The sequence below is a fragment of the Microbispora sp. CA-102843 genome, assembly GCF_050936215.1.
Classification (GTDB): Bacteria; Actinomycetota; Actinomycetes; order Streptosporangiales; family Streptosporangiaceae; genus Microbispora.
Genome location: NZ_JBNJNF010000001.1, coordinates 9468602 through 9494208, shown reverse-complemented (window position 1 = coordinate 9494208; position 25607 = coordinate 9468602). Strand labels below are relative to the sequence as shown.

The 25607-nt window shown below is 71.0% G+C and carries 25 protein-coding genes and 1 tRNA gene; 11 read left to right on the top strand and 15 right to left on the bottom strand.

The window, feature by feature from the left end:
• Window positions 1-2 precede the first annotated feature (2 nt).
• The 6 genes from ACQEVJ_RS44315 to ACQEVJ_RS44290 form a co-directional block, all read right to left on the bottom strand.
• The gene (locus ACQEVJ_RS44315) at window positions 3-1784 is read right to left on the bottom strand and encodes an ABC transporter ATP-binding protein (RefSeq protein ID WP_433111575.1); all 1782 of its coding nucleotides are present in this window, start codon (window positions 1782-1784) and stop codon (window positions 3-5) included.
• Window positions 1781-2308, bottom strand: coding sequence for a TlpA family protein disulfide reductase (locus tag ACQEVJ_RS44310; protein ID WP_433111572.1), 528 nt, complete (start codon window positions 2306-2308; stop codon window positions 1781-1783). The genes ACQEVJ_RS44315 and ACQEVJ_RS44310 overlap by 4 nt, the downstream gene beginning before the upstream one ends.
• Window positions 2309-2335: 27 nt before the next feature.
• Entirely contained in the window at window positions 2336-2812 is a 477-nt protein-coding gene (locus tag ACQEVJ_RS44305; RefSeq protein WP_433111570.1) for a S26 family signal peptidase, read from the bottom strand.
• A gap of 2 nt (window positions 2813-2814) precedes the next feature.
• On the bottom strand, window positions 2815-3369 hold the full coding sequence (locus ACQEVJ_RS44300) for a MauE/DoxX family redox-associated membrane protein (protein WP_433111567.1): 555 nt from the start codon (window positions 3367-3369) through the stop codon (window positions 2815-2817).
• Between the two features lie 182 nt (window positions 3370-3551).
• The gene (locus ACQEVJ_RS44295) at window positions 3552-3749 is read right to left on the bottom strand and encodes a hypothetical protein (RefSeq protein ID WP_433111565.1); all 198 of its coding nucleotides are present in this window, start codon (window positions 3747-3749) and stop codon (window positions 3552-3554) included.
• Between the two features lie 633 nt (window positions 3750-4382).
• Window positions 4383-4820, bottom strand: coding sequence for a hypothetical protein (locus ACQEVJ_RS44290; protein ID WP_433111562.1), 438 nt, complete (start codon window positions 4818-4820; stop codon window positions 4383-4385).
• 224 nt (window positions 4821-5044) lie between these two features.
• Between ACQEVJ_RS44290 and ACQEVJ_RS44285 the strand changes: the two genes are divergently transcribed.
• The 7 genes from ACQEVJ_RS44285 to serS all read left to right on the top strand — a co-directional run bounded on the left by ACQEVJ_RS44285 (window position 5045) and on the right by serS (window position 14028).
• Entirely contained in the window at window positions 5045-5395 is a 351-nt protein-coding gene (locus tag ACQEVJ_RS44285; RefSeq protein ID WP_433111559.1) for an STAS domain-containing protein, read from the top strand.
• A 4-nt stretch (window positions 5396-5399) separates the two neighbouring features.
• The gene (locus tag ACQEVJ_RS44280) at window positions 5400-6146 is read left to right on the top strand and encodes a glycosyltransferase family 2 protein (protein WP_433111556.1); all 747 of its coding nucleotides are present in this window, start codon (window positions 5400-5402) and stop codon (window positions 6144-6146) included.
• Window positions 6147-6205: 59 nt separating this feature from the next.
• Window positions 6206-7666 carry a polyprenol phosphomannose-dependent alpha 1,6 mannosyltransferase MptB gene (mptB, locus tag ACQEVJ_RS44275; RefSeq protein ID WP_433111553.1) on the top strand — a complete coding sequence of 487 codons (1461 nt, stop codon included), beginning with the start codon at window positions 6206-6208 and terminating at the stop codon, window positions 7664-7666.
• A 2145-nt stretch (window positions 7667-9811) separates the two neighbouring features.
• Window positions 9812-11092: a glycosyltransferase 87 family protein gene (locus tag ACQEVJ_RS44270; RefSeq protein WP_433111550.1), complete on the top strand. Its 1281-nt coding sequence runs from the start codon at window positions 9812-9814 to the stop codon at window positions 11090-11092.
• A 156-nt stretch (window positions 11093-11248) separates the two neighbouring features.
• Window positions 11249-11668, top strand: a complete 420-nt coding sequence (locus ACQEVJ_RS44265) for a DUF4446 family protein (RefSeq protein WP_433111547.1) — start codon at window positions 11249-11251, stop codon at window positions 11666-11668.
• Between the two features lie 135 nt (window positions 11669-11803).
• Window positions 11804-12724 carry a prephenate dehydratase gene (gene pheA, locus ACQEVJ_RS44260; RefSeq protein ID WP_433111544.1) on the top strand — a complete coding sequence of 307 codons (921 nt, stop codon included), beginning with the start codon at window positions 11804-11806 and terminating at the stop codon, window positions 12722-12724.
• Window positions 12725-12762: 38 nt separating this feature from the next.
• Window positions 12763-14028 carry a serine--tRNA ligase gene (gene serS, locus ACQEVJ_RS44255; RefSeq protein WP_433111541.1) on the top strand — a complete coding sequence of 422 codons (1266 nt, stop codon included), beginning with the start codon at window positions 12763-12765 and terminating at the stop codon, window positions 14026-14028.
• A 427-nt stretch (window positions 14029-14455) separates the two neighbouring features.
• Here the strand turns inward: serS and ACQEVJ_RS44250 are convergent, their stop codons facing one another.
• Window positions 14456-14659, bottom strand: a complete 204-nt coding sequence (locus ACQEVJ_RS44250) for a cold-shock protein (RefSeq protein WP_041952879.1) — start codon at window positions 14657-14659, stop codon at window positions 14456-14458.
• Between the two features lie 240 nt (window positions 14660-14899).
• On the opposite strand from ACQEVJ_RS44250, the gene ACQEVJ_RS44245 reads away from it, so the two are divergent.
• Window positions 14900-15697 (top strand): HAD family hydrolase, encoded by a 798-nt coding sequence (locus ACQEVJ_RS44245; protein WP_433111537.1) that lies wholly within the window; start codon window positions 14900-14902, stop codon window positions 15695-15697.
• A gap of 1 nt (window position 15698) precedes the next feature.
• Here ACQEVJ_RS44245 and ACQEVJ_RS44240 read toward each other — a convergent pair whose 3' ends face one another.
• The 3 genes from ACQEVJ_RS44240 to ACQEVJ_RS44230 all read right to left on the bottom strand — a co-directional run bounded on the left by ACQEVJ_RS44240 (window position 15699) and on the right by ACQEVJ_RS44230 (window position 17963).
• A complete protein-coding gene (locus ACQEVJ_RS44240) occupies window positions 15699-16223 on the bottom strand; it encodes a bacterial proteasome activator family protein (protein ID WP_433111534.1) in 525 nt (174 codons plus the stop codon).
• A 58-nt stretch (window positions 16224-16281) separates the two neighbouring features.
• Window positions 16282-17244 carry an NAD(P)H-quinone oxidoreductase gene (locus ACQEVJ_RS44235; RefSeq protein ID WP_433111531.1) on the bottom strand — a complete coding sequence of 321 codons (963 nt, stop codon included), beginning with the start codon at window positions 17242-17244 and terminating at the stop codon, window positions 16282-16284.
• Window positions 17245-17771: 527 nt separating this feature from the next.
• Complete coding sequence (locus ACQEVJ_RS44230; protein ID WP_433111528.1) at window positions 17772-17963, bottom strand: hypothetical protein; 192 nt, start codon at window positions 17961-17963, stop codon at window positions 17772-17774.
• Window positions 17964-18225: 262 nt separating this feature from the next.
• Here ACQEVJ_RS44230 and ACQEVJ_RS44225 point away from each other — a divergent pair, with 262 nt between their 5' ends.
• The 3 genes from ACQEVJ_RS44225 to ACQEVJ_RS44215 all read left to right on the top strand — a co-directional run bounded on the left by ACQEVJ_RS44225 (window position 18226) and on the right by ACQEVJ_RS44215 (window position 20690).
• The gene (locus tag ACQEVJ_RS44225; RefSeq protein WP_433111525.1) at window positions 18226-19830 is read left to right on the top strand and encodes an AAA family ATPase; all 1605 of its coding nucleotides are present in this window, start codon (window positions 18226-18228) and stop codon (window positions 19828-19830) included.
• Window positions 19831-19927: 97 nt separating this feature from the next.
• Window positions 19928-20016, top strand: a tRNA-Ser gene (locus ACQEVJ_RS44220).
• Between the two features lie 332 nt (window positions 20017-20348).
• Complete coding sequence (locus tag ACQEVJ_RS44215) at window positions 20349-20690, top strand: hypothetical protein (RefSeq protein WP_433111522.1); 342 nt, start codon at window positions 20349-20351, stop codon at window positions 20688-20690.
• 681 nt (window positions 20691-21371) lie between these two features.
• On the opposite strand, the gene ACQEVJ_RS44210 is transcribed toward ACQEVJ_RS44215, so the two are convergent.
• The 5 genes from ACQEVJ_RS44210 to ACQEVJ_RS44190 all read right to left on the bottom strand — a co-directional run bounded on the left by ACQEVJ_RS44210 (window position 21372) and on the right by ACQEVJ_RS44190 (window position 25604).
• On the bottom strand, window positions 21372-22745 hold the full coding sequence (locus ACQEVJ_RS44210; protein WP_433111519.1) for a tyrosine-type recombinase/integrase: 1374 nt from the start codon (window positions 22743-22745) through the stop codon (window positions 21372-21374).
• 192 nt (window positions 22746-22937) lie between these two features.
• Window positions 22938-24314: a replication initiator gene (locus ACQEVJ_RS44205; RefSeq protein WP_433111514.1), complete on the bottom strand. Its 1377-nt coding sequence runs from the start codon at window positions 24312-24314 to the stop codon at window positions 22938-22940.
• Between the two features lie 98 nt (window positions 24315-24412).
• Window positions 24413-24553 carry a hypothetical protein gene (locus tag ACQEVJ_RS44200; RefSeq protein ID WP_433111511.1) on the bottom strand — a complete coding sequence of 47 codons (141 nt, stop codon included), beginning with the start codon at window positions 24551-24553 and terminating at the stop codon, window positions 24413-24415.
• Window positions 24554-24558: 5 nt separating this feature from the next.
• On the bottom strand, window positions 24559-24927 hold the full coding sequence (locus ACQEVJ_RS44195) for a hypothetical protein (protein ID WP_433111508.1): 369 nt from the start codon (window positions 24925-24927) through the stop codon (window positions 24559-24561).
• Between the two features lie 14 nt (window positions 24928-24941).
• Window positions 24942-25604, bottom strand: a complete 663-nt coding sequence (locus ACQEVJ_RS44190; protein ID WP_433111505.1) for a DUF2637 domain-containing protein — start codon at window positions 25602-25604, stop codon at window positions 24942-24944.
• Between the last annotated feature and the right edge of the window lie 3 nt (window positions 25605-25607).

Here is a 25607-nt window from a genome sequence, read left to right as displayed (position 1 = left end):
CGTCAGCCGACCTGGTATCCCTCCGCCTGGATCGCGAACAGGCTCGCGTACAGGCCGCCGAGGCGCAGCAGGTCGGCGTGCGAGCCGCGCTCGGCCACCCGTCCCTCGTCCAGGACCACGATCAGGTCGGTCTCCCGGATCGAGCCGAGACGATGCGAGATGAGCAGGTTGGTCCGCCCCGCCCGGTGCCGCCGCAGCCCGCTGTGGATCTCGTGTTCGGCCTCGGCGTCCAGGCCCGAGCTGGGCTCGTCCAGGATCAGCAGGTCGCGTCCGCCCCTGAGGTAGGCGCGTGCCAGCGCGAGACGCTGCCACTGACCGCCGGACAGGTGGACGCCCGCCTCGCCGCCGTCGAGGAAGATCCGCGACAGCAGCGTGTCGTAGCCGCGGGGCAGCGCGCCGATGAAGTCGTCGGCTCCCGCCTGCCCGGCCGCCTCGGTTATCCGCTCCCGGTCGCCCATCGCGTCGAGATCGCCGAGGCCGATGTTCTCGGCCGCGCTCATGTCGTAAGTCATGTAGTCCTGGAACACCGAGCCGATCCGCTGCCGCAGCTGTGCGGGATCGATGTCCCTGAGGTCGACGCCGTCCCAGAGGATCGCACCCCGCTCCGGGTCGTACATCCGGCACAGCAGCTTGACCACCGTGCTCTTGCCCGCGCCGTTGCGGCCGACGAGACCGACCGAGTGTCCGTACGGGATGGTGAACGAGGCGCCTCGCAGCGCCCACTCGTGCTCGGCCGAATATCGGAACCAGACGTCGCGGAACTCGATCCCCCGCCGAAGCCCGGGCACCGATCCCGGCTCGGGCCGTACGGGGAGGTCCGGCGGGGCCGTCAGCACCGACAGGTAGTGGCCGAAGAGCAGCGCCTGCTGGTGGATCGTCGCGATCTCGCCGACCAGGCCGGTGATCGCCGCCTGGACTCCGGCGACGGCGGCGACGAACAGCGAGACGTCCCCCACGGTCCGTCCTCCGCCGAGCGTCTCCAGCAGGGCCCAGACCAGACCCGCCCCCGCCAGCAGCGCGCTCGTGCCTCCCATGACACTCTGGACGGCCGTCTCCCGGCGGTCCGAGCGGCGGCGCTCGGCGTCGGCGGCCGTGCGCTGCTCGCGCATCAGGCCGCGAAGGTGGCCCGCGAGGCCGAACAGCCTGATCTCCTTGGCGGCCTGGGCGCTCAGGAGGAGGTCCTGGAAGAAGAACTCCCTGCGCTCGTTGGGGCCTATTCCGGCCAGCATCGCGGCGCGGCGCCGGGACAGCCAGACCTCGGCCGCCAGGCCCGGCACGGCGGTGGCCGCCACCAGGACGGCCATCCACGGGCTGATCAGGGCGAGAGCGCCGAGGAAGCCCACACCGGCCAAGATCGACCTGACGATCCCGAAGGCGGCCATGACCACCATGCCGGGCGTGGCGCCGCCGTACTGCAACGCGAGCCTGAGCGTGTCGAGGAAGGCGGGGTCCTCGAACCTGGCCAGGCCGACGAACCGCTCGGTGGCGGCGAACAGGCGGTCCTGCGCGACGACGCCGATCCTCCTGCGGATCTCCTCCCGCAGATACAGGGTGATCTGGGGGAGGACGGCCACCGTGGTCCCGCAGGCGGCGAGCGCGCCGCCGAGCCAGGCGATCGACCCCGGGGTCGCCGTCCCGTGGGCGACCAGGTCGAGCACGGCCTTGGTCAGCCAGGCGACGACCGGCGGGATCATCGCGCCGGCCGCGATCAGCGCGCCGTAGGCCGCCAGCCTCGCGCTTCCCGCCTCCCACGCCAGCCGTACGGCCGCCCAGACGGCCTTCACGCGCCCAGGCCCTCCATGCTGGTGCCGCTCGCGAGAATCGTGCGGGAGGCGTCGACCAGCGCGAAGGCGGGGAACCCGGACACCGACAGCGCCCTCGTGAGGCCGCCGCCGGAGCTTTCGATCACCACACGGGCGACGGGTTCGAGCGCGGCACGCTCCGCCGCGACGTCCTCCTCGCGTCCGGCCAGTACGGCGAGGACCGACGACCTCCCGCCCGCGCGGTTCTTGGCGGCGTCGACGAACGACGGCATGCGCTCGGCGCAGGCGGGGCAGCCCGGCGAGAAGACGCCCACGAGCGTGGGCGTCCCGGGGAGGGTGTCGTCGGACACCGTCTCCCCGTCCGTGGTCACGGCGGTGAACGGGCCGACGGCCGACCCCGCAGGGGCCATGACTCCGGGCCCGCGGCGCAACGCCGCCAACGCCTCCGAGTGCTCACGGAGCCTTCTGATGACGCCCACGGACAGGACGAGGTCGACGGCGCACAGGACGCCGACGACCGCGACGAAGGCGATGAGGAACGGCATGAGATCTCCCTGCTCGGGCCGTGGTTTTCAGCGACTGCCGTCCGGCGGCAACCGCCGCAGGACCACTCCCAGAACCCGGTCGGCGGGCACGAAGCCGCGCTGGCGCGAGTCCAGGCTGGAGCGTGGGTCGTCCCCCAGGACGACCAGATGGCCGGCCGGCACCCGGTCGGCGTCCCTGAGCGCGGGCGCGTCCGCCACCTGCGCGGGCACCGGATCGCCCCCGACCGCCGCCACCCGCTTGATGTGCCACTTGCGTTCCGGCCCCGGCTGGTGACCCCGGGGCCGCGGCGCCTCCACCACCACGACCTCGCCAACCCGTACGCCGTGCGATGGGACACGCCGCACCAGGACGCGGTCTCCCGTGCGGAAGCTCGGCCGCATGCTCGTGCCGGACACCTCCACCACGACGAACCGCCGGCGCAGCCAGGCGACCACGGCCAGGCCGCAGAGCGCCACGGCCACGACAGGAAGGAGGATCAGCCGCCCCTGAACCGGGTGGGCCACCGCTACCTGCTCTCCCGGGTGAGCCCGAACAGGTCGGCGATCTCTCCCGTCAGCACGACCAGGACCGTGACCAGGAGCGCGGCCAGGGCCGCGACCGCCGCTCCCGCGAGTTCGGCCGGCCCGCGCGCGGGGACGAGGACCGTCAGCGCCAGGCCGGTGAGGGCGATCAGCCCGAGGAGGGCGTTGCGGGCGAGGTCGGCGGGCCCGACCGGCAGCTTCCGGCCGCCGAAACAGTGGCAGGGGACCGCGAGCCCCCTGCGGATCGCGGCGTGGATGACGAAGGAGAACGCCGCCAGCGCGGCCAGCGCCACCGCGAACCCGGCGGACGCCGTGGCCGGGACGGTCATCAGCACGACGACGGCCCCCTCCGCAACGGCCGCCACGGTCGCGAGCGCGTGGCGCCGCTCCGCTCGCGGGGCCCCCGTACGGGCGGGAAGCAGCCTGGCCGTGGCTTCGGCGAACCGCAGCCAGGACTCCCGCCCGCGCAGCTTCGAGGCGAGTGAGACCAGGAACGTCAGCCCGATGGCCATCCGGCAGGCGAGGAGCAGGTAGTTCACGTATTCCCCTTCGGCTTGGACTCCGCCGCGCACCACACGTGATCGCCGAGAGGTGACCCGGCGGCAGGGACCGGGCGGGCGCCGCCGGTTGAAGGCGGATGCCGTGACGCCCCGCGTCCCCGGGCCGGATCGGCCGAGCCGCGCGCGGGCGTCGCCCGCGCGTGACCCGCCGCGCCGGAACCTCAGCAGGCCTGGCTGTAGCAGTAGTAGCCGTAGCCGCCGCCGTAGCAGCACACCTGTCGTACGCCGTTGTTGCAGGGGCAGTTCGGGCCGGCCTGGCTGTATCCCGGGCACCAGCACGGCACGGCGGCCGACGCCTCGGTCCTCGGCACCAGGCGGGCCAGCAGGCGGTCGCCCCAGGACTGGAACGTGCGAACCATGCGAGACTCCTCCCTTCGCGGGCTGATCATGCGAGCAGCCGTCATCACGTTCTCATCGCGGCGACGGAGATCAACCGATGAGACGTCGCGACGTGGTCCGGTGGCCCTCGCAGTCAGGGGTCCCAGTGCGGTGACATGCGGGGTCGCCGTCCGGTCCGGAACCCGACCGGGCGCGGGTGACATCGTCTGTCATGAAAGGTTCAGGCCGGGCCGGAGCGTTCCAGGGTCACGCGACCAGGTCGCGGTGCGGGCCGCCTTCGCGAGGTCCCGCGGTGTTCCTGCGAGCCCTCGCGCACAAGGCTGAAAGCGCCGGTCGCGAGCTGATCGCGGTGACCCCGCCAACACCTCCCGCACATGCGCGCACTGAGGGCACTGCGCGAAGGACAACCGCCTGACCCAAGCCGAGTTCGTTTGTACGGCGTGCGGGCACACCACACACGCCGACGAACGCGGCCAGGAACATTCTCAGGGCAGGGCTTGCCCTTCGCGACGCTGCGGAAGCGGCCTAGCGAGAAGCCGCTCCCTTGAGGGAGCGGAGGAGTCACGGCGAACACTTAATGACGACTTCGGCGCCTCTTGGCATCGCCGAAGCCGGCACCTAGGCGCAGCTCGGCGCGGTGCCGGCCATCGAGGTCACAGGTCGCTCTGGTGCTCCAGCACCCCGCGCCAGGAGGGGACGTCCGGGGCGGACTCCCGGTGGCGCGGGGTGAACGCCTCCGCCATGGCCCTGAACGTGGGGCACGGCCAGCGCCACATGCAGCTCCGGCACCGCAGGATCGGGTTGGCCGAGTCGCTCGAGATGCCGCCCGCGTCCCTGGGCTGGTGCAGATCGAGCAGCCGGATGCCGAGCTCGGAGAAGCTCAGCAGCTCCTCGCGCGCCTCGGCGAGGAAGTCGAGGTCCTCGGCCGCCAGCCGGGCGCTGACCGGGACGTAGCCCTCGCGGTTGACCAGGCCGCGCAGCGGCTCGGCCGCGTCGCGCCACGACGAGGCCTTCTCGGTGCGCACCTGGATGGTCTCCAGATGCTCGCGCAGGACGCGCCGCTGGGGATCCTCGGGTATCTCACTAATCATCTGCTCTCGGGCCCGCTGTGCTCGGCGCCCGCCCTCCTTTGCGAAGTGACGACCAAGACGCGGAGGTTCCGGGCCCTCCATCCGGCGACGCCGGTGTCGCATAGCGTCAAGCTTCGCGCACTCGGCGTTTACATGGGGCCGGAATCGGGGACAAAGGGCGGACGACTCTTCGATGAATCCGATGGAGCGTGACCCGAGGCCGGGACGACGCTAGTGTGCGCCTCGTGGAGCTCAAAGTCGTGACGCAATCCCACGCCGGTCAGGCTGTCATGGCCGTCTTCGGCGAAATCGACCTATATACCGCGCCCCGGCTGCAGGCGGAGTTCACCCGTCTGCTGGAGACCGGGCCGGACCGGGTGGTCATCGACATGTCCGGAGTGGAGTTCTGCGACTCCACGGGCATGAACGTGCTGCTGTCGGCGCTCAAGCGGCTGCGCGAGCGGGGCGGCACGCTGGAGGTGGCGGCGCCGAGACCGGCGGTACGCAAGATTCTCCAGGTCACCGGCCTGGACTCGGTGTTCACCGTGCACGACACGGTGCCCGCCGACCTGCTGACGGCCGAGCATCAGGGTTAGGCGCATGGGGGAGATGGCAGTGCCCGAGCCGGACACCGCGGTGGTGATCCCGGCGAAGGACGAGGCTGACCGGATCGGCGCCACCGTGACCGCCGCCCTGAAGCTGCCCGGCGTGGATCTCGTGGTCGTGGTCGACGACGGCTCGTCCGACGAGACCGGCCGGGTGGCCAGGGCGGCGGGCGCCCGGGTCGTACGGCACAGCCGCAACCGGGGCAAGGCGGCGGCGATGGAGAGCGGCGCCGAGGCCGTGCGCCTCCTCGACGAGGACCATCCCCGGCACCTGCTGTTCCTCGACGCCGACCTGGGCGAGACGGCGGCGGCGGCCCTTCCGCTGATCGCGCCGATACGCGCGGGCGAGGCCGACATGACCATCGCGAGGTTCGCGACCAGGGTCAAGCTCGGCGGGCACGGCATCGTCGTACGGGTGGCCCGCGACGGCATCAAACGGCTCACCGGCTGGGAGGCGACCCAGCCGCTCAACGGGCAGCGGTGCCTCACCCGGGCGGCGTTCGAGGCGGCCCGGCCACTCGCCCACGGCTTCGGCGTCGAGACCGGCATGACCGTCGACCTGCTCAGGAAGGGCTTCCGGGTGACCGAGGTCGAGGTCGAGATGTCGCACCGGGCGACCGGCACCGACTGGCGCTCGCAGTTGCACAGGGCCAAGCAGCTCCGCGACGTCGGCCTGGCCCTCGCCGCGCGCGAGCCCGCCGTGGACCAGGCGCGCGCCGCCCTCCGCTCGCCGCGCCGCTGAGCCCGGGGCCACCTGGTGGCTTCGCCCACGTCGGCGGGCCGGTGTGGTGGAATTCTCGGGTGGATTCGAGGGGGCGCGCACGGATCGCCGCCCGGCTGGCCCCGGCCGCCGGCGGCCTGTCGATCCTCCTCACGATCACGATCGGTGCCCTGGGGCCGTCCGCGATGGTGCCAGGGCTGCCCGGGCGGTCGTGGCAGCCCCCCTACTCGCTCGATCTCGCGCCCGACGGTCATCTCGTCGTCGCCCTGGCCGCCGCGGCGCTTGTCCTCGGCGCGGTCGGCCTGGCCGCCGGTCTCGCGTACGCCGACCGGATGCCGCGGGCGCGCACGCTGGTCGTCGCCGGGTGCGCCGCCGCCGCGGTCCTCGCGTTCCTGCCGCCCTCCGGGTCGGCCGACCACCTCAACTACGCGGCGTACGGCCGGATGGCGGCCCTCGGCTACGACCCGTACGCGACCGTGCCCGCCGACCTTCCCGCCGATCCCGTCGTCGGCCGGGTGGAGGAGTGGACCAGGACGCCCAGCGTGTACGGCCCGGTCGCGACGGCCGTACAGGCACTGGCGAGCCATGTCGGGGGCGATTCGGTCCGCCTGACGGTCTTCGTGATGGCCCTGGTCAACGCCGCCGCCTTCGTCGCCACCGGCCTGCTGCTCCACCGCGCAACCGCCGGCGATCCCGTACGGCAGCGCCGCGCGGCCCTGCTGTGGACGGCCAACCCGCTGATCGTCTACGAGCTCGTGGCCGGGATGCACCTCGACACCGTGGCGATCGCGTTCGTCGTGGCCGGGCTGGTCGCCCGCCGGGGCGTGCCGCTCGGCCTGGGCGTCGCGGTCAAGGCCACCGTGGGCCTGGTCGCGCTGGGCACGGCGTGGGAGCTGCGCAGGAGTCCCCGGCGGCTCGCCCTGGTGGCGGGCCTCGCCACGCTGACCGTGCTCGTGGCGTATCTGCTGGCCGGGCCCCACTCGCTCGACCAGCTGCTCAACGCCAGCAAGTCGGTCTCGCTGGCCACGCCGTGGAAGCTCGCCCAGAGGGCGCTGCAGGGGGTGTTCGGGTCCGGGGCCTACCGGGCGTGGATCCAGGCCGGGTCGCTGCTCCTGCTGGCCGTGCTCGCCGCCCTCCTCCTGCGCGGCCGTCCCGCGGCCGACCGTGAGGGCCTGGTGGTCGCCCTGGCCGTCGCCGTGGCCTGGCTGTTCGCCACGCCGTACGCACTGCCCTGGTATGACGGGCTGGGGTTCGCGCTGCTGGCCCTGGTCGCCTGGCCGGGCCTGGAGGCGTTCCTGGTCGCCCGGCTCGCCGTGCTCTCGCTGGCCTACCTGCCCGCGCGTCAGACGGATCAGCCGGACGACCTGGGGTGGCTCGTCGACGTGGTCAGGGGCTGGGTGGCGCCGTCGCTCCTGCTGGCGCTGACGATCGCGCTGCTGTGGTGGGCGGCGCGGTCTGGAGCGCGCGTACGGACGCCGCCAGCGCCAGCGGCACCGCGACCGTCAGGGCCATCGCCGGAATCGCGATCCCCGAGTCGTTGATCAGGAACCCGGCGAACGCCGCGGTCAGCGCCCCGAACAGCCCGGCCCGCAGCTCCGGCGCCCGCTCGTACGCCAGGCTCAGCGCGGGCGCGCCCCACCGGGACGGCCGGGCCAGCACGAGGAACAGGAACGCCAGCGCCACCAGCGACAGCAGCGTCAGCGGCAGGTTGCCCAGCGTGTGGAGCATCGCCTCGAGCTTGCGCCCGACGACCGAGCCGCCCTCGCCGCCGATGACCTGCTGGATGAACGTCCCGAGATGGGTGCGCTGGTCGGCGGGGCGCAGCCAGTCGGCCACCGCGATCAGCGTGATGAGCACGACCCCCGCCACGGCGACCAGCCCGAGCCGGAGGACCGACACCCGCCTGCCCGCGACCATCAGCACGCACACCGCCACGCCGAGGACGAACGACGGCACCCCGCCGAAGTCCGCACCCCACGTCGGCCAGCCGTCCCCGGCGATCGCGAGCAGGCCGTACGCCACGCATACGGTCACGGCGAGCCTCGGCCGGCGGCGCAGCGCGTGGGCGACGGCCGCCAGGAGCAGGATCGTGCCCGTCGAGTAGACGGCGTAGGCCATGTTGCCGAAGCCGTAGAACCTGCCGCCGGTCACGGGCTCGTAGCCGGCCACCGCGTTCACCTGCAGCCGCGAGCCCGTCACCACGTCGGCGAGGAGCGCGAGCGAGCTGATCCCGGCGACCACGGCGGGCGGCCCCAGCACGTGGCGGCGCCACGGCGCGGCGTACGCGAGCCCGGCCACCAGGACGGCGAAGGCCAGGATCGTGCCGAGCAGGGCGGGCATCGGGTGGGCGAAGCCCCACCACGGCACGAGCTGCGCCAGGAAGATCGACACAGGGAGCGCGCCGCTGACCGTCGCGACCACCCGTGTGGTCGTCAGCATCCGCCGGTGGCGCCTGACCACGAGCGCGGCCAGGCCGTAGAAGAGCAGTTGCGCGGCGACCAGCGTGATGAAGAACGGCTCCCTGACCTGCCTGAGCACCTGGCTCGCGAGGTCGGCGTCGGCCAGCCCGGGGGCGGCCTCGGCCACGCGCGGCGCCGCGTCGCCGCCCGACCACGCCCTGCCGACCGAGCCCTCGGGAGTGGGGACGCCGAGCAGATGCGTGACCGTCGTCGTGACGTCGGTGATCGTGACCAGCGCCTGCTGCCGGGTCGAGGCGGCGGTCAGCCACCCGTGCCCGTACGGCCCGCCCGCGGCGATCGCGACGTGCAGGTGGGCGATGGAGCCCTCGCCGCGGCCGGGGGAGTCGGACAGCCCGGCCACGAGCACGGTCGAACCGGCGGGCACCTTCGCGAGCACCTCGGCGACGGTCCGGTCGGCCGCGCTCACGGCCGCCCGCCGCGCCTGCCCGCGCCCATCGTCGGCCCAGGCCCCGGTGATCTCCCCCGCCTCGGCGACGACGAGGGCGTACGGCGTGAGGTCGGGCAGCGCGGCGGGCGTCGCGGCGTACGTCGGGACCCTGCCTGACCCGTCGGCGGCGGCCAGGGCGGCCCCCGGGCCGATGGCCGCGATCTTTCCCCCGGCGGCGGTCACGGCGTCGGCGAGGAGCCCGAGCCGGGCCTTGAAAGGACTGGCCTGCTGCACGGCGACCAGTTCCGACCAGTTCGGGATCGTCGCCGTGCCGCCGGGGGCGGTGACGGGCTCGGGAAGGGGCCCGCAGCCCGCGCCGGGAGCCGCCGCCCGCTGGCCCGCGGAGACCGTCAGCCACCCGGCGGCCGGACAGGTCACCGGCAGCCCCTCGGGAGGGACCGTCCTCGTGGACAGCGACGCGCTGGAGCCGCGGGCGGCCAGCCCCCACAGCGCGGGGGTCCGCCGCGGGTCGAGGTCGTCCCAGCGGAGGCCGGGCACTCCGATCACCACGACCCGGCCCGTCACCGCGGCGGCCTGTTCGGAAGCCGACGCGGGAGCGGCGGGCAGGACGAGGGCCGCCACGACGAGCACCAGGAACGACGCGAAGAGCCCCGCCAGCCTGCCACGCCGGGGATCGGCCGACGGGCACCTGGAGCCGTCCGGCCCTGTGGCGGTCCGGAACGCGGGGCCCGGAGCCGGGGCTGATCCAGGTGGCACTGTTCCGCGCTCCCTCATGATCGATAACGGTGCGGACACGGTCCACGGTAGCCTGCCTGGTCATGACGACTGGCCGGATCGCCGGGGGCCGCCGGCCCGCCTGGGCGTGGGTGCTCGCCCTGGTGGCGCTGGCCGCCGCGGCGTCGCCGCTGATCGCCTACTGGCTGACCAACCCCGAGGACCAGCGTCTGGTGGACCTGGACGTCTACCGTACGGGCGGCTGGGCGCTGCTGCGGGGTCTGCCCGTCTACGACGTGATCACGCCGGCTCCCCAGCTGCTGCCGTTCACCTATCCGCCGGTGGCCGCGATGCTGGCGGTGCCGCTCGCCCTCATGTCGTGGCCGGTCGCGCAGTGGGTGTGGACGGTCGCCATCGTCGCCGTACTCGCCGTGTCGGTCCGGCACGCCTTCCGGGCCCTCCTGGACGGCGTGCGCGGCGCCCTGGCCGCGCCGCTGCTGTTCGCCGTGCTGTGCGCCGCGTGCACCTATCTCATGCCGATCAGGGACCAGTTCAGGTTCGGCCAGGTGGACCTGTTCCTCCTGGCGTTGTGCCTGCTCGACTGCGTGGCGCGCAGGCCGTGGTGGCCGCGCGGGATGCTGATCGGCCTCGCCACGGCGGTGAAGCTCACCCCCGGCGTGTTCCTCGTCTATCTGGCGATCACCGCCTTTCCCGCCCGGGAGGGGGAGGAAGGACAGCGCCGGGCCTTCTTCATGGCGGTGTTCACGGCGGCCCTGCTCACGCTGCTGCCGTTCCTGGTGATCTTCGACGACGCCCGGGACTTCTGGTTCGGGGCGCTGCTCGACTCCGAGCGGCTGGGTGCGAACGCCGCCACCACCAACCAGTCGCTGCGCGGCATGCTGCTCAGGCTCTACCTGCCCGGCTGGCTGACCTCGGTGCTCTGGCTCGCCGCCGTCGCCGTGATCGGCTGGTACGGCTTCCGCCGCGCCCGGCGGGCGTACCTGGACGGCGACGTGACGACCGCGGTGGCGCTCACCGGGCTGATGGCGGTGCTGCTGTCGCCGGTGGCCTGGATCCACCACATCGCCTGGGTCGTGGTCGTGCTCGCGGCCGTCGCGGGGTCCGGGCGCGACCGGGTCCGGCTGCTGGTCGCGGCGGGCGTGTGGCTCTACTACGTGCTGCCCATCCCGTGGTGGGGGGTGACGCTCAAGGCGCTGGAGATCCCCGTGCTCAGCCCGGTCGCGGGGAAGATCGTGCAGAACGCGTTCGGGCTCGGTGCGATCGGCCTCGTCTGGCTCCTCGGCTCCTGGTGCCCCTCCCGCCAATCTTTGCCCCGTCGCATCGCCCAGAGCGGCACCTCGCCGCGTTGTCGTCGTCGCTCGTAGCTCCGCTACGAGCTCCTCCTCCGCCTTGCGATGCACCACTCTGGACACCGCTCCGTCCGGGCAAATCTTGTCGGTCGCGGCACTTGCTGCCCCGGCGGCGGGCGGCTGTCGCCGTTCCCGCTGCGGCCACTTGACCAGTTCATTACGCTCGGTGCCGTGCTGGTTACCGTTGTGGAGTTGGCCGGTGTCCTGACGGGTGTGACCGGCGTGGCCGTCGGCCTGATCGCGCTGCGCGCCGCCCGCCGTTCCGTGCGGGTGTGCCTGGACGCCCTGGATCGACGGGCCGCCGTCGGAGGCCCGGTGGACAGCAGGGCGATCCGCGACGTGGCGTTGTACCGGTACGACGCGCTCGACGAGATGACCGGCAGGCTGTCGTTCTCGCTCGCGCTCATCAACGGCTTCGGCGACGGCGTCGTGCTGACGTCGATCAACGGACGCACCGAGACCCGCACGTACGCCCGTCCCGTACGCGGGGGGAGGGGGCTGCAGCCGCTGTCGCCGGAGGAGGAGCACGCCGTGCGGGCCGCCAGGCTCGGCATCGGGCCGGAGGTCGAGCCGCAACGCCTCCCCCGCTGAGGCGGGACTGCGGTTCGCGGCGGCGGCCGTCCACAGGACGAGCGGGCTTGTCCACAGGACGAACCCGGCGAGGATGATTTCCACAGGAGTGTCTCCGCATGCCCGCCACACCTACCTGCGGATACCCTTGAGGACATGTCGAAGCTCGCGTACCTGGGGCCTCAGGGCACCTTCTGTGAGGCGGCCCTGCGGCTCCTGGAGCCGGATGCCGAGCGCCTGCCCTGCGCCAACGTCGGAGTCGCGCTCGACGCCGCCCGCGACGGCGAGGCGGACGGCGCGGTGGTCCCGCTGGAGAACTCGGTGGAGGGGGCGATCACGCAGACCCTCGACGAGCTGGCCGGGGGAAGGCCGCTCCACATCACCGGTGAGCTGCTGCTTCCGGTCGAGTTCTCCCTGCTGGTGCGGCCCGGCACCGAGCTGGCCCAGATCAAGCGCGTCATCACGCACCCGGCGGCCCACACCCAGTGCCGCGGGTTCATCGAGCGCGAGATGCCGGGCGCCGTGGTGATCGCGGCCTCGTCGACGGCCGCCGCCGCGCAGGAGGTCGCCTCTCCGGAGTCTCCGTACGACGCGGCGATCAGCCCGGCCATCGCCGGGGAGTACTACGGGCTCGACGCGATCGCCTCGAACATCGGCGACCGCTCCGACACCGTCACCCGGTTCATCAAGGTGAACCGGCCCGGCCGGCTGCCCGAGCCGACCGGCGCCGACCGCACCTCGCTGGTGGCCTTCCTGCGCGACGACCACCCGGGCGCGCTGCTGGAGATGCTGAGCGAGTTCGCGGTGCGCGGGGTCAACCTGACCCGCATCGAGTCGCGTCCCACCGGGGACGGCATCGGCCGCTACTTCTTCCACTTCGACTTCGAGGGTCACATCGCCGACGCCCGGGTCGGGGAGGCCGTCGCCGGTCTCCACCGGCTCTGCGACGACCTGCGTTTCCTCGGCAGCTATCCGCGGGCCGACCGGGTTCCGACGCAGATCAAGGAGGGTACGGCGGACGTGGACTTCGCCGAGGCCGCCGAATGGCTCGGAAAGATCCGCGCCGGTCTCGCTTGACGGGCGGGAGCCGCACCGGCTCCGGTAGCCTTTGAGCCGTGATTGACCTGCGAACCCTTCGTGAGGACCCTGACCGGCTCCGGGCGTCGCAGCGCGTCCGCGGCGAGGACGACTCGGTCGTGGAGACCCTGCTGTCGCTCGACGAGCGCCGCCGTGCCGCGCTCAACAACTTCGAGTCGCTGCGCGCCGAGCAGAAGAGCATCGGCAAGTCGGTGTCCCGCGCGTCCGGAGACGAGCGCCAGGCGCTGCTCGACCGCGCGAAGGAACTGGCCGCGCAGGTGAAGTCGGCCGAGACCGAGGCCGCCGCGCTGGCGAACGAGCTCGACGAGCTGCTCATGACCGTGCCGAACATCGTCGAGGAGGGCGCGCCCGCCGGCGGCGAGGACGACTACGTGGTGCTTGAGGAGGTCGGCGAGAAACCGGTCTTCGACTTCGAGCCCCGCGACCACGTCGAGCTGGGCGAGCTGCTCGGCGCGATCGACATCGAGCGTGGCGCGAAGGTCTCGGGCGCCCGGTTCTTCTTCCTGACCGGCGTCGGCGCGCGGCTTCAGCTCGGGCTGCTCAACATGGCGATGCAGCAGGCGATCGAGGCGGGCTTCACGCCGATGATCACGCCTGTGCTCGTGAAGCCGGAGTCGATGCAGGGCACCGGATTCCACGTCGCCCACGACAAGGAGATCTACCGCCTGCCCGAGGACGACCTCTACCTCGTAGGCACCTCCGAGGTGCCGCTGGCGGCCTACCACTCCGACGAGATCCTCAACGCCCGCGCCCTGCCTCTGCGCTACGCGGGATGGTCGTCCTGCTTCCGGCGCGAGGCCGGGTCGTACGGCAAGGACACCCGGGGCATCATCCGCGTCCACCAGTTCGACAAGGTCGAGATGTTCTCCTACTGCCGGCCTGAGGACTCCCACGAGGAGCACCTGCGGCTGCTCGCCTGGGAGAAGGAGATGCTCGAGAAGGTGGAGCTGCCGTACCGCGTCATCGACACCGCGGCGGGCGACCTCGGCACCTCGGCGGCCCGCAAGTACGACTGCGAGGCGTGGATTCCCTCGCAGGGCCGCTACCGCGAGCTCACCTCGACCTCCAACTGCACCGACTTCCAGGCCCGGCGCCTGAAGGTGCGCTACCGGGACGAGGAGAACCGGCCGCACCACGTGGCGACGCTCAACGGCACGCTCGCGACCACCCGCTGGATCGTGGCGATCCTGGAGAACCACCAGCAGGCCGACGGCTCGGTGGTCGTCCCCAAGGCGCTGCGGCCCTACGTGGGGCTCGACGTCCTGGAGCCGCTGTCCCGGTAGACCCACCGGCCCTGAACGAGGACCTCCGGCGTGGTGCCGCCCACCACGTCCGGAGGTCTTCGTGTCTACGTCCTGGTGATGCTTGAGGGCCCCGGCTAGCCGCTGCGGCGGCGTAGGGCAGCTCCTGGCGCCGCGTAGTGCGGCTCCTGGCGCGGCGTAGTGCGGCTCCTGGCGCGGCGTAGTGCGGCCGAAAGCCTCAGATGTCCACCAAAAGTGCGATCTGCACCTTTGGCGGCAGGGGCGCCAGTCAGATGTGATGTAAATCTCTCGGTTCGGATGGCATCCGAGCGCGGAGAAGGCCTCCGCGCGTGAAACTTTCATGCGCGGAGGCCTTCCGCGGGTCCGCCGCCGCGCCTACGGCCGGGGCGTTCCCAGGCACGAAAAAGGCGGGGCTCGCCACTGCGAACCCCGCCTTCGTCACGTCAGGTCAGAGGCCGCGGACGTTCGACGCCTGCGGGCCCTTCGGACCGGCGATGACCTCGAACTCGACCCGCTGGCCGTCCTCGAGGTTGCGGTAGCCGCTGCCAGTGATAGCGGAGAAGTGCACGAACACGTCGGGCTCGCCGCCGTCCGGTGCGATGAAGCCGAAGCCCTTCTCAGCGTTGAACCACTTGACGGTTCCCTGAGCCATTACTGCTCTCCCTAAGGAAGTGAATCTTGGGGACCACACCTCGTGGACCCCGGGTGTGTCGCACAGCTCCCCGGGTGGCTCATACAGTCAAACTGGTTTTCGCTACGGGAACAGCTAATACAACGCCTTCATATCTAACACTATGTAGCCCGTTGGTGTTCCACGTCCGGGGGAGATTTCTCGCCCGGGGTGTGCCTGAGGGCATGGCATGGCATATCTCGGTGCACACTGGAACCTGTCATGACCTGCCCCCGCCTCGTCGCCACGGACCTCGACGGCACCGCTCTGCGCACCGACGGAACGGTCTCCCCACGCACCGCCGCCGCCTTCGCCCGGGTGGAGGAGGCCGGTGGCACCCTCGTCTTCGTGACCGGGCGGCCGCCCCGGTGGATGCATAGCGTCGCGGGAGTCGTACGGCACCGCGGGCTCGCGATCTGCGCGAACGGCGCGCTCGTGTACGACCTCCACACCGAGGAGATCGTCGAGTCGCACCTGATCGCCTCCGACGTCCTCGAAGAATGCGTCGCCCGGCTGCGGCGGCATGTGCCCGATCTCACGTTCTCGGTGGAGTACGAGGGAGGCTTCGCGCACGAGCCCGACTACGCGCTGGGGCGCTGGGACGCCCGGGAGCTGTCCTACGGGCGGATGGTGGCCATCGCGGCGCTGACGTCCCGGCCGTGCGCCAAGCTGCTCGCGCTGCACCCCTCGATGGAGCCCGACGAGCTGCACCGCGGGGTGCTGGAGATCGTCGGCGACATCGTGACCCCGACCCACTCCAGCGGGCGGGCGCTGATCGAGATGAGCGCGTACGGTGTGACGAAGGCCACAGCGCTGGCCACGCTGGCCGACGAGCGGGGGATCAAGCCCGCGGAGGTGGTCGCCTTCGGCGACATGCCGAACGACCTGCCGATGCTGACCTGGGCCGGCACGTCGTACGCGGTGGCGAACGCCCATCCCGACGTGCTGGCCGCCGTCGATCACGTGACGGCGGCCAACAACGACGACGGTGTGGCGGTCGTTCTCGAGACCCTGTTCTGAGTTACAGGTAGGGGCCGCCGGCGCGGTGACCCTGGTCGTCCGCGGCCTGGGGCATGCCGCCGGGGAGTGCGCGGCGCATCTGCTCCAGCTGCGCCCGCGCGGCCATCTGCTGGGCGAACAGCGTGGTCTGGATGCCGTGGAACAGGCCCTCCAGCCAGCCGACGAGCTGGGCGTGCGCGACTCTCAGCTCGGCGTCGCTCGGCGGGGTGTCGCTCTCGTCGCTGAACGGCAGGGACAACCGTTCCAGCTCCTCCACCAGTTCGGGGGCCAGGCCCTCCTCGAGTTCCTTGACGGAGCTCTGGTGGATGTCCTTGAGCCGCTTGCGGCTGGCCTCGTCGAGGGGAGCCGCCCGCACCTCCTCCAACAGCTGGCGGATCATGCTGCCGATCCGCATCACCTTGGCGGGCTGCTCCACCAGGTCCGCGACGGACCGCTCCTCGTGCTCGCCATCACCGTTGCCGCCGGAGACCGTAAGGCCCTGCGGCCCCACGACCACGATCTGCGGCGTGCTCTCGTCTGCGTTCATCGATCGCTTACAACTCCTGATTCGCCGGGGCACACCGTGCTCACCCCATCAACTTAACTCACCTGACCAGCAGGAGCTTTCCGATGTGTTCACCCTCTTCGAGCATCCGGTGGGCGCGGGCGGCCTGGTCGAGGGGGATCCGCTCGTGCACCACGGGCCGTACGGCGCCGGCCGCGACGAGCGGCCACACGTTGTCCACCACGCCCCGGCAGATCACGCCCTTGTCGTCCACCGGGCGGTTGCGCAGCCCGGTCGCGTGGACCGCGGCCCGCTTGGCGAGCAGCGTGCCGAGGTCGAGCTCGCCCTTCGCGCCGCCCTGCATGCCGATGACGACCAGGCGGCCGCCGGTGGCGAGGGCGCGGAGGTTCCCGGGCAGATACTTCGCGCCGATGATGTCGAGGATGACGTCGGCCCGGCCCTCGAACCGCTCGGCGAAGTCCTCCTCGCGGTAGTTCACGCCCTCGTCCGCGCCGAGTTCGCGGCAGCGCGCGAGCTTGTCCGCCGATCCGGCCGTCACGAGCACGCGGGAGCCGTACGCCTTGGCGAGCTGGATGGCCATGGTGCCGATGCCGCTCGCGCCGCCGTGGACGAGCAGGGTCTCGCCCTTCCGCAGGCGGGCGGTCATGAAGACGTTCGACCACACCGTGCAGGCGACCTCGGGGAGGCCGGCGGCCTCGTCCAGCGCGACGCCCTCCGGCACCGGCATCACCTGCTGCCAGGGGACCGCCACCCGTTCGGCGTATCCGCCGCCGGCCAGCAGGGCACAGACGCGGTCGCCGGGGGCGAGATGCGGGACGTTCTCGCCGACTTCGATGATCGTTCCGGAGCATTCCAGCCCGGGGATCTCGGAGGCACCGGGAGGCGGCGGATAGAAGCCGCGGCGCTGGAGCAGGTCCGCCCGATTGACCGCCGAGGCGGCGACGTCAATGACCACCTCACCTGCGGCGGGACGCGGGTCGGGCACTTCCTGCCAGGCCAAAACCTCAGGTCCGCCGGGTTCGGAAATCACGATCGCACGCATGTGACCTAAAGTAGCGTGGCGGAGAACTCGGCGGTTGCCCGCATTCACCGTATTACGTGGCGCTAATCTGCAATGTGTTTGCTACCCCATTAGCCCAGCCCGAGGGGGTACACGGTGGCGAGACATGATCGTGAGGATCCCCATTCTCTCGAGGACCAGCTGGCATGGCTTGACGCGATCAAGGAAATGCCCGACGAGGTGGAGATAGCGGTCAGCGCGGTCACCTCCGCCACGCTCGCCTCTCCACCGCCGCCGCCCGCCGACCCCGAGCCCGCCTCGCCGTACCCCGCCGACCCCTGGAGCCTCGTCCCGGCCGAGCCCGCGTCGGGCGGCCTGCTCCGCGGCGCGGCCGACAGCGCGACCGGCTCCGCGTACGGCGCCCCACCACAGGAGGACGCGCAGACCTCCGAGGCGTCGTCCACCGGTCCCATCCGCGAGTCCCTCTTCGGTGCCGGCTATTCGGAGAGCTTTGGGTATGAAAGTGGTGAAAAGTCCGGATTTGGGTCTGGGTATGGCGCCGACTCGGCCTACGGCGAGACGAACTTCGGCGACACGACGAACTTGAGTGACACGACGGCCTTCGGCGATACGACGGCCTTCGTGACCAGGCCCGAGTCCTCGCCCTCGGAGGAGCGTGCGGACGCGTCTCCGGCCGAATCGCCCACCGTGAGCACCGCGTTCGGCACACCGCCGGAGACGAGGGGTGAGGAATCCGCCACGTCGACCGGGCCAGTGAGCGCTCCGTCGTTCGGCTCGCCTCTCGGTTCGTCTTTCGGCTCGTCTTCGAGGGAGGCGTCGGAGGCGTCCTTCGGCCAGGCGCCGGAGCGTTCTGCCGGGTCGTCCTTCCCGGGGTCTTTCGGTGCCTCTTCCAGTGCCTCTTCCGGTGCGGGATCGGAGTCCCCTGAGGCGTCTTCGGATGCGACGCCGGAGACGCCGCGCGGTGACCAGGAGTCAACGGAGGACGACGGCCAGCCAGGTGGCTTGAGCGGTCCCTCGTCCTTCACCACCCCCCTGTTCGGCGAGCGGGCCTTCAGCGGCGGCGCCTTCCCCGGCTCCCCGGCGGACACCGACGCCTACAACAACGTCGGCGCGTTCTCCGGCAGCGAGTCGGCCCAGCCCTTCGTCACCCCGGCGTCGGACAAGTCGTCCTCGACGAAGGAATCGCTGCGGGGCTGGCTGGAGCCGGCCGTACCGGTCCCGGCCGCCCAGCAGGAACCCGCCGTCGCCGCCGAGCCGGAGGAGCCGCCCGCGCCACCCGAGATCCCGTCTCCGTTCGCCTCCCCACGGGCCGAGACCGCGCCGGACTTCACGGACGACCGCTTCACCGGCTCCCTGCGGGAGGATCTGGCCGCCGAGGAGCGAAAGCCGTACGAGCCGGGTCCGGTCGTGGCGCCGGCGCCCCCGCCTGCGCCCACACCCGCACCTCAACCCGCGTCTCAACCTGCGCCCGAGCGTGCGTCGGCGCCGAGCCCCGCACCGGACCAGGCGCCCGCCGTGGAACGGGACGCGGTGGCGGAGCGGGAGGCGTATCAGGCCCCGCGCCGGCCGGCTCCCCCCGTCTCCGCTTTCAGCTCGCCCGCGCGTACGACGGGGTCGAGGTCGGCGGGGGGCAAGCCGACCGCCGACAGCCTCGACCCGGTCACTCTGCTGAGGGGGCGGCGGAACGCTCCCGCGACGGGCTGGCGTCGGCTGGTCTACAAGGCGTCCGCCGGGCTGATCAAGCCGGGTGAGGCCCCGGAGGTGCGGCGGCGCCGTGAACTCGTGCAGCGCGCCCGCACACCCGTCGCCACCGGCCACCATCGGGTCGCCGTGCTCAGCCTCAAGGGCGGGGTGGGCAAGACCACGACGACCGTCGGCCTCGGCGCCACGCTCGCGCAGGTGCGCGGTGACCGTGTCATCGCGGTCGACGCCAACCCCGATCGTGGAACGCTCTCCGACAAGGTCGAGCTGGAGACCTCGGCCACCGTACGCGACCTGCTGAACGAGCGCGCGCAGATCAAGCGGTATGTGGACATCCGGGCCTTCACCTCGCAGACCACCTCGCGGCTGGAGATCCTGGCGTCGGACCGCGACCCATCGGTGTCGGAGGCGTTCAGCGCCAAGGACTACCACGCGGTGGCGCAGGTGCTGGAGAACTTCTACTCCATCTGCATCACCGACTGCGGCACCGGCCTCCTGCACTCCGCCATGTCAGGTGTGCTCGGCATGGCCGACCAGATCGTGCTGGTCAGCTCGCCGTCCGTGGACGGCGCCCGGGCGGCCTCGGCCACGCTGGACTGGCTGGAGGCACACCACTACGGCGACCTCGTCCGAGCCGCCACCGTGGTGCTGTGCAGCGTACGGCCCCGGTCGAAGTCCGCGGTGGACCTCGACAAGCTCGAGGCCCACTTCGCCGCCCGCTGCCGCACCGTGGTCCGCGTGCCGTACGACGCCCACCTGGAGGAGGGAGCGGAGATCGACCTGGACCGCCTCCAGCAGGCCACCCGGGACGCCTACCTCCGCCTGGCCGCCTCCGTGGGCGACGGATTCGCCGGCGCGCAGGCGCTCGCCGCGCCCAGGTTCTCGGAGATCCCCGACCACCTGTAGGTGACCGCGGAGGCGGGATGATCTCTTTCGCGGTCGCGGTCACGTGTCGGCGAGTGAGAGACTAGGCTGCTGCGTGGCGCTCCAGCGTGGGCGCCGGGGAGAGCTCGCCTAGTGGACGATGGCGGCGGTCTTGAAAACCGCTAGGCCGGGTGACCGGTCTCGTGGGTTCGAATCCCACGCTCTCCGCTCAACCAGCCAAAACGGCGTCTGACCAGCAGATTCGCTTGGTTCAGACGCCGTCGCTCGTTCCGGCCGTGTGCAGCCATACGCCACTCTGGGCAGCCCTCGGCCGCTGTCCACGTTATATTCACGGGATGATCTTGAACGGGTTCGCCCAGGTTGCGCTTGGTGTTCAGGGCAGACCTTGGGCAGGACGCGTTGCCCTGACCAAGGCCTGTCGATCAGGATGCTGCTGTGCAGGCCGCGCGACATGGTCGCCTGAACGGTGCGCTGCTCAAGCAGGCGTTCGGAACTAGCCTTGAGTCCCAGAGCGACCGAGGGCGACGCCGGGAGAGAGCATGGACCGCGAAGAGAAGAAGAAGATCCGTGACCACATCGGCGAGTACCTTGACGTCTCCGGCACGCGACTGACCGACGACGAGGCGGTCTTCCTCCGCGACTTCGTGGACGAGTACGACGAGGTCCACAAGGGGCGCTCCGAGACCCGGACCCGCAGCCGCGACGGCTGGAGCTCGGACGGCAAGTACACCCGAGAAGAGACCATCACCGACACCTTCACCGACGACGTCGGCATCCGCACGGACTACTCGTACCGCGACGACGACGGGCAGACCGGCGAATCGAGTACCGAGATCAAGGACGCGCGAGGGATCCTGAACTGGTTTAAAGACCACCTGTAGCCGACGAGAGCAAAAAGCGCGCTGAAGCCCGAGAGCATCGGGGCTTCAGTCATGTCCGCGCCAGAGGTGGGGCGTCAGCGTTCGACGCCCTGCAGGTCGGGACGAGTGGAAGGGGAAGCCATTGCTTCCACCTCAAGTCGACTCTTGAAGGCGGGACAGGTCGAGGACGGAGGCGGCGCGGGCGTGCGGAACTCCGTGCGGAACTGTTGCGGGATTCCGCGCGAAACGGGTTCCGCAGCTCCATTCGCCCAGGTGAAATTCGTAAAGCGGCGAGAGCCTGCGAAAGTGCGGACGGAAATCCACCTGCTTCTCTCCTTGTAGGTCGGGGAGAAGAAGGGGTTGTAGGTGCGGGAGAGAAGCAGGCACGCGCCGCGGCCCTGCTGACCGATGGAGCCGCCGACGCCGTCGACCGCTAGGGCCTCCGAGCTACCACCTCCCGAAGGCTCCTACCTGTGGCAATGCAATCGGACTCGACCAAGAGGCTCGACCGTGCCACCTTTACTGTATGCGTGCCTACGTTGCGGTCACTCCGGCAAGTGCCGGATTTCGGGAGGATCTGCTTGATTTCGAGGTAAGTCATGGGTAATTGTTTGTCCCCCACAGAACCGGAATCGTGACCTCCATGCCGAGATCGAGTCGGGCAGGGTGAAGCTCGACCCATACGCAACCACTGACTCTTAGTCAAAGGGCGAGCAGAGCTTCCTCGATTCGGCGGTTGGAGATCTCAGCACCACCATCGATGCACTTGGCATAGACCCTGAGCAGTACATCGACGCCATGTCCGGCACGTTCGGCGACCTCGGGAGCCGCTACCCCGGCGTTGAGCCACAGCGAGACGGCAGCGTGTCGGAGGTCGTACGGTCGGGCCGCCAGCGGGGAAGCGACCTGTTTCGGCGTGAGGGCAAGGGTTCGTGCCTTCTGCCACGCCTCGCAGTACGTCCCGATGGAGATCACACCGCCCCTCGATGTACGGAACAGGCGTCCGTCATCGTGGATGCCGAACTCTTCGATGTGCTCGCGGAGGATGGCCACCAGTTCCGGCGGGATAGGGACCGGACGGCCCTCATCCTGTGCGCGGTGCTTCAGTCCGCGGTCGTCGTGTGCCTCACCACTGTCGGTCCATCGCTTGTTCGCCTGAGGCTTGGACTTCGCCAAGACCAGGCGCCCCCACCCCGACTCCGGCAAGTGGCAGTCCTGCAAGCGGAGGCCGAGCGCTTCGGCGGGTCTGAGGCCGGCGAAGTAGAGGCAGGCGAAGAAGGCCCGGAGGTGCCGGCCACGGTCGAGACGCCCTGCGTAGGTCACCGCCACGAGTAGCTCCCGAGCTTGTGCCGGGTTGACCACTACCCGCCGATCCACGACCTCACGGACTTTCGGCGGCTTCCACGCCTTCACCTTGTCGATCGGGTTCGAGGGCAGCTCTTCCAGGTCTACCGCGTACTGCAGGACGTTGTAGAACACCGAGCGCTTCCGCGCGATCGTCGTAGCCGCAGCCGCCCCGCCGTCGAGCCGAAGCGTCAGAGCATTAAGGCCGAGCCGCACGTTTCGAACCTTCGCCAAGTCGGCCACGGCGAGCGAGTGACGTTCGAGCCACGCGACAGCCGCCGTAATGCCCGCCGGACGCTCCAGTTGCCGAGATGCTGGGGGAAGAACGTACTGGCGCAGCGCTTCCCTCAGGACCATCAGATCCGGCTTGCCAGGAGCGTCCTCGTCGACGAGGGCGGGCGTCACCGTCGCGAGAGCGTCAGTCAGGCTGTCCCGGGTTTTCGCCGCAGCGTGCGGCCACTTCATATCGATGTAGGCCAGGACGAAGGCGAACCAGGTGACGGCCTGCTTGACCTTCACCAAGGAGACGGGAAGCCCCGTTTCCAGGTCGAAAGTCTCACCACGCTTAGACGCTTGACGGAGGTCAGACAGGAAGCTCTCGGCCAGGGCCTTGGTCCGAAAGGCCTTGGACTTCTCCTTGGGGCCTACCTTCCAACGCACGATGTAGGAGGGCGCTTTGCTGGTCCGGTTCGGCCGGATGTCCCAGAGCTTCACGTCATAGGAGGTGTTCACGCAGCCTCCCGGAGGGATTCCAGCCAGGCCGCGAGGTCGCTTCGCCAGACGCGGAGCTCGCCGTTCGGGAGCTTCACACACTTGGGCGCATGGCCGAGCTCACGCCAGCGGTAGAAGCGAAGGTTCGACGGGACACTCCGCCAAGTTCAGCAAGCACCTCAGGAACGGTGAGGAGCTGGTCGTTCCGCGCCATCAGCCGCTCCCCCCGACGCCGGTTGACGAGGATGCGGTGAGAGCGGCCACGAGGGCGTCACCTGGGGAGTAACCCTTTCCGACGTACTCCCATTCACTGATGACGAGGACGGTGTCCTCGTCGAGGAGGGGCAGACGGCCGGTGGTGACCTCCTCGTTGCGGGCGTGGTTTTGACGGTCGGTGCGGATGTCACCGAGGGTGGTGGAGTAGCGGCGGGATCGGGTGGAGAAGTGGCCGCGGAAGCCGAGCATGTGAGCCCACTGGGTCACCCGAAGTTCAGCCAGTTCCTCGAAGGAGCCGAGGCGGAGGCATTCGGCGATGAGCCGTCGGGCGTGGTCGCGGACGGGCAGCGCGGCCAGGTCCTCGCCGGGGACGATGCGTCGGTCGATGGTGCCAACGCATTCGGCGGCCTTGGTGGCGTACTTGGCCACGTAGCCTGCTACGGCCTGGTCGGTCAGCTCGCCGTTCAGGTCGATCGGACGGGCGTCGAGTTGGGTGCCCCAGCACAGCACCCGTTCCGGGTGGCCGTCGTACGCGGGCACCTTGGCTGTGACCACGGAGGCGGCATGCTCTACGGCTTGGCCGAGGAGGTCGAGTGTGGCCCAGGCCGGGGGCGGGGAGATGGGTCCGGCCGGGCCGTCGAGGCGGATCACGCCGTGCAGGTGGACGACGCCGCGCCGCTGGTATTCGGCGACCTTGGCGAAGGAGACGACGAGCTGGTCACGCATGTCGCGGAGAGTCAGGCCGCCGAGCTTGGCCAGGTGCCGGCGAAGGGCGTCGGCGAAGCGCTTCCACAGCAGCGGCGCGACCGCGTTGAACAGCACTGAGCCGGTGTAGTCGTAGCAGTCGGGGCACAGCGGCTCGCCGAGGCACTCATCCTCGCTCCCGTGCCGGGCGGTGCAGGACAGGACGCGCCCGTGCGGGCAGGTCTCGGCGTCGCGTCGGGGGTGGCAGGGCAGGACGCTCCCGTTGTGCTGCTTGCGGGTGTGGACCGGGCCGAACGACGGCGCGGTGAGGGTGACGAACAGGCACGGGTGTGCGGTCACCGATGCGGGGACGCCTTTGCCGCCGACGAGGCCGGCGCGGATGAGGTGGTAGGTGTCGGCGCGGTAGGTCTCGGCGCAGGCCGGGCAGCGGGAGGCGCGGCGTGTCTTGCACGGGACGCGAAGGATGCCGTCGGGTTCGAGGCGGGTGCTGTAGCGGTGCAGCAGGGTCCGGGTGGCCTTGTCCCAGTGTTCGACCTTGCCGCGCAGGTGGATCGGCTGTCGGCAGCCGCCCGTGTGGCGGATTTGGGAGGCGAAGCGGGCGCAGTCAGGGTTGTTGAGTCGGGTGATGGCGCCGCGGATGGCGTGCGCGTTGGCGGATGTTACGGGCAAGATGGAGACCTCCTTTCACTCGATCGGGTGGAGGGATGGCCCTCGACCTGGCGGTTGTCTTGGCGGATGTACGGCCAGGCCGGGGGCGCTGACGGGGTTCAGCAGAAGCCGAGCCCGTCGCAGTGGCGGCAGGTCTCGCCGTAGGAGTCGAGACCGCCTCCGCCGCAGTGGCAGCACTGCCATCGCTTGGGCGTGATCGGTACGGGAGTCGCGGGCGGGGCCTGCTCGCTGTCCGGCATGGGCGTCATCTCCTTTCGTGGTCAGCGGCTTGGGCCGCGTTCTCGTGGGGGATGGGGTCGGGCTGGATGCAGCCCTCGTAGCTGCGATCGGCCTCGTACTGGGCGCGGCGGGCGGCGAGGATGGCCACGGCCTTGTACTCCACCGGTCCGAAGTGGACCGAAGCGCCGTAGTGGCCGAACTCCTGGCTGGTCGGAGCGCCGAGCAGTTCGGCGATGTGGTCGACCTCGGCGCACATCTCGGCGTCCGTGGCGCGGTGCGGGAAGTGCAGGGCGTAGACGGAGCGTGGGACGGGGACGGCCGGGTTGGCGTCCAGGAAGTCGGCCAGGGTGCGGAGCCCGGTGATGAGGGCGTTCCGGTGGTCGTCGTTGGTCATGTGGTGATCTCCTTTCATGCGATGGGTTCAGATGCGGTGCGCAGGGTGCGCAGCAGGTCGGAGGCGAGCTGATTGGACACGCCCAGTCGTGCGCGCAGCAGGTCGCGAGTGATCGGCTTGCCGTGCTTGGCCTGGTGCTCATCGGCCACGCGGCGGGCGTAGTCGACCAGCGCCGGGGACGGTCCCGGCTCGCCGTCCTGCCCGTCCTGTACGGCGGGGACGAGCGCCGGGGCCGGGGACGGCGAGGACGGGACGGCGTCGACGGTCAGGACGGGTGCGGACGGCTCGGGACGAGGGGTAGCGGCGCGGCGTTCGAGCATCGAGACGGCGATGAGGAACGCCCCGGCGGGGGTTGCGGCGGTGAGCCAGCCCCACATGGTGGGTTCGGCTTGGTGGAGGTTGGCGGCCAGGGACAGGACGATTCCGCCGGCCAGGACGAGTGTGGGCCAGGACACCCATCCGTTGCGCTGGCGGCCGGTTTTCTTGTCGCGTTGGCGTTCGCGGGCGGCCATGACGCAGGTGAGGTCGACGCAGATGGCCACGGCCCAGGACATCCAGCCGGTCTGTCCGTGGTCGGTGGCGGTGTCGCGGATGTGGGTGAACGATCCGGCACCCGCGATGGCGGCCAGGACGAGGACCGGCCCGGTGTCGAGTAGCCATGAGGCCAGGCGTCGCATCGT

Bases quoted from the DNA above. Each gene is read 5' to 3' on its own strand.
- ACQEVJ_RS44310 (WP_433111572.1), bottom strand. From the start codon at position 2,308: ATGCCGTTCCTCATCGCCTTCGTCGCGGTCGTCGGCGTCCTGTGCGCC.
- ACQEVJ_RS44295 (WP_433111565.1), bottom strand. From the start codon at position 3,749: ATGGTTCGCACGTTCCAGTCCTGGGGCGACCGCCTGCTGGCCCGCCTG.
- ACQEVJ_RS44290 (WP_433111562.1), bottom strand. From the start codon at position 4,820: ATGATTAGTGAGATACCCGAGGATCCCCAGCGGCGCGTCCTGCGCGAG.
- ACQEVJ_RS44280 (WP_433111556.1), top strand. From the start codon at position 5,400: ATGGGGGAGATGGCAGTGCCCGAGCCGGACACCGCGGTGGTGATCCCG.
- ACQEVJ_RS44270 (WP_433111550.1), top strand. From the start codon at position 9,812: ATGACGACTGGCCGGATCGCCGGGGGCCGCCGGCCCGCCTGGGCGTGG.
- pheA (WP_433111544.1), top strand. From the start codon at position 11,804: ATGTCGAAGCTCGCGTACCTGGGGCCTCAGGGCACCTTCTGTGAGGCG.
- ACQEVJ_RS44250 (WP_041952879.1), bottom strand. From the start codon at position 14,659: ATGGCTCAGGGAACCGTCAAGTGGTTCAACGCTGAGAAGGGCTTCGGC.
- ACQEVJ_RS44245 (WP_433111537.1), top strand. From the start codon at position 14,900: ATGACCTGCCCCCGCCTCGTCGCCACGGACCTCGACGGCACCGCTCTG.
- ACQEVJ_RS44240 (WP_433111534.1), bottom strand. From the start codon at position 16,223: ATGAACGCAGACGAGAGCACGCCGCAGATCGTGGTCGTGGGGCCGCAG.
- ACQEVJ_RS44235 (WP_433111531.1), bottom strand. From the start codon at position 17,244: ATGCGTGCGATCGTGATTTCCGAACCCGGCGGACCTGAGGTTTTGGCC.
- ACQEVJ_RS44215 (WP_433111522.1), top strand. From the start codon at position 20,349: ATGGACCGCGAAGAGAAGAAGAAGATCCGTGACCACATCGGCGAGTAC.
- ACQEVJ_RS44200 (WP_433111511.1), bottom strand. From the start codon at position 24,553: ATGCCGGACAGCGAGCAGGCCCCGCCCGCGACTCCCGTACCGATCACG.
- ACQEVJ_RS44195 (WP_433111508.1), bottom strand. From the start codon at position 24,927: ATGACCAACGACGACCACCGGAACGCCCTCATCACCGGGCTCCGCACC.
- ACQEVJ_RS44190 (WP_433111505.1), bottom strand. From the start codon at position 25,604: ATGCGACGCCTGGCCTCATGGCTACTCGACACCGGGCCGGTCCTCGTC.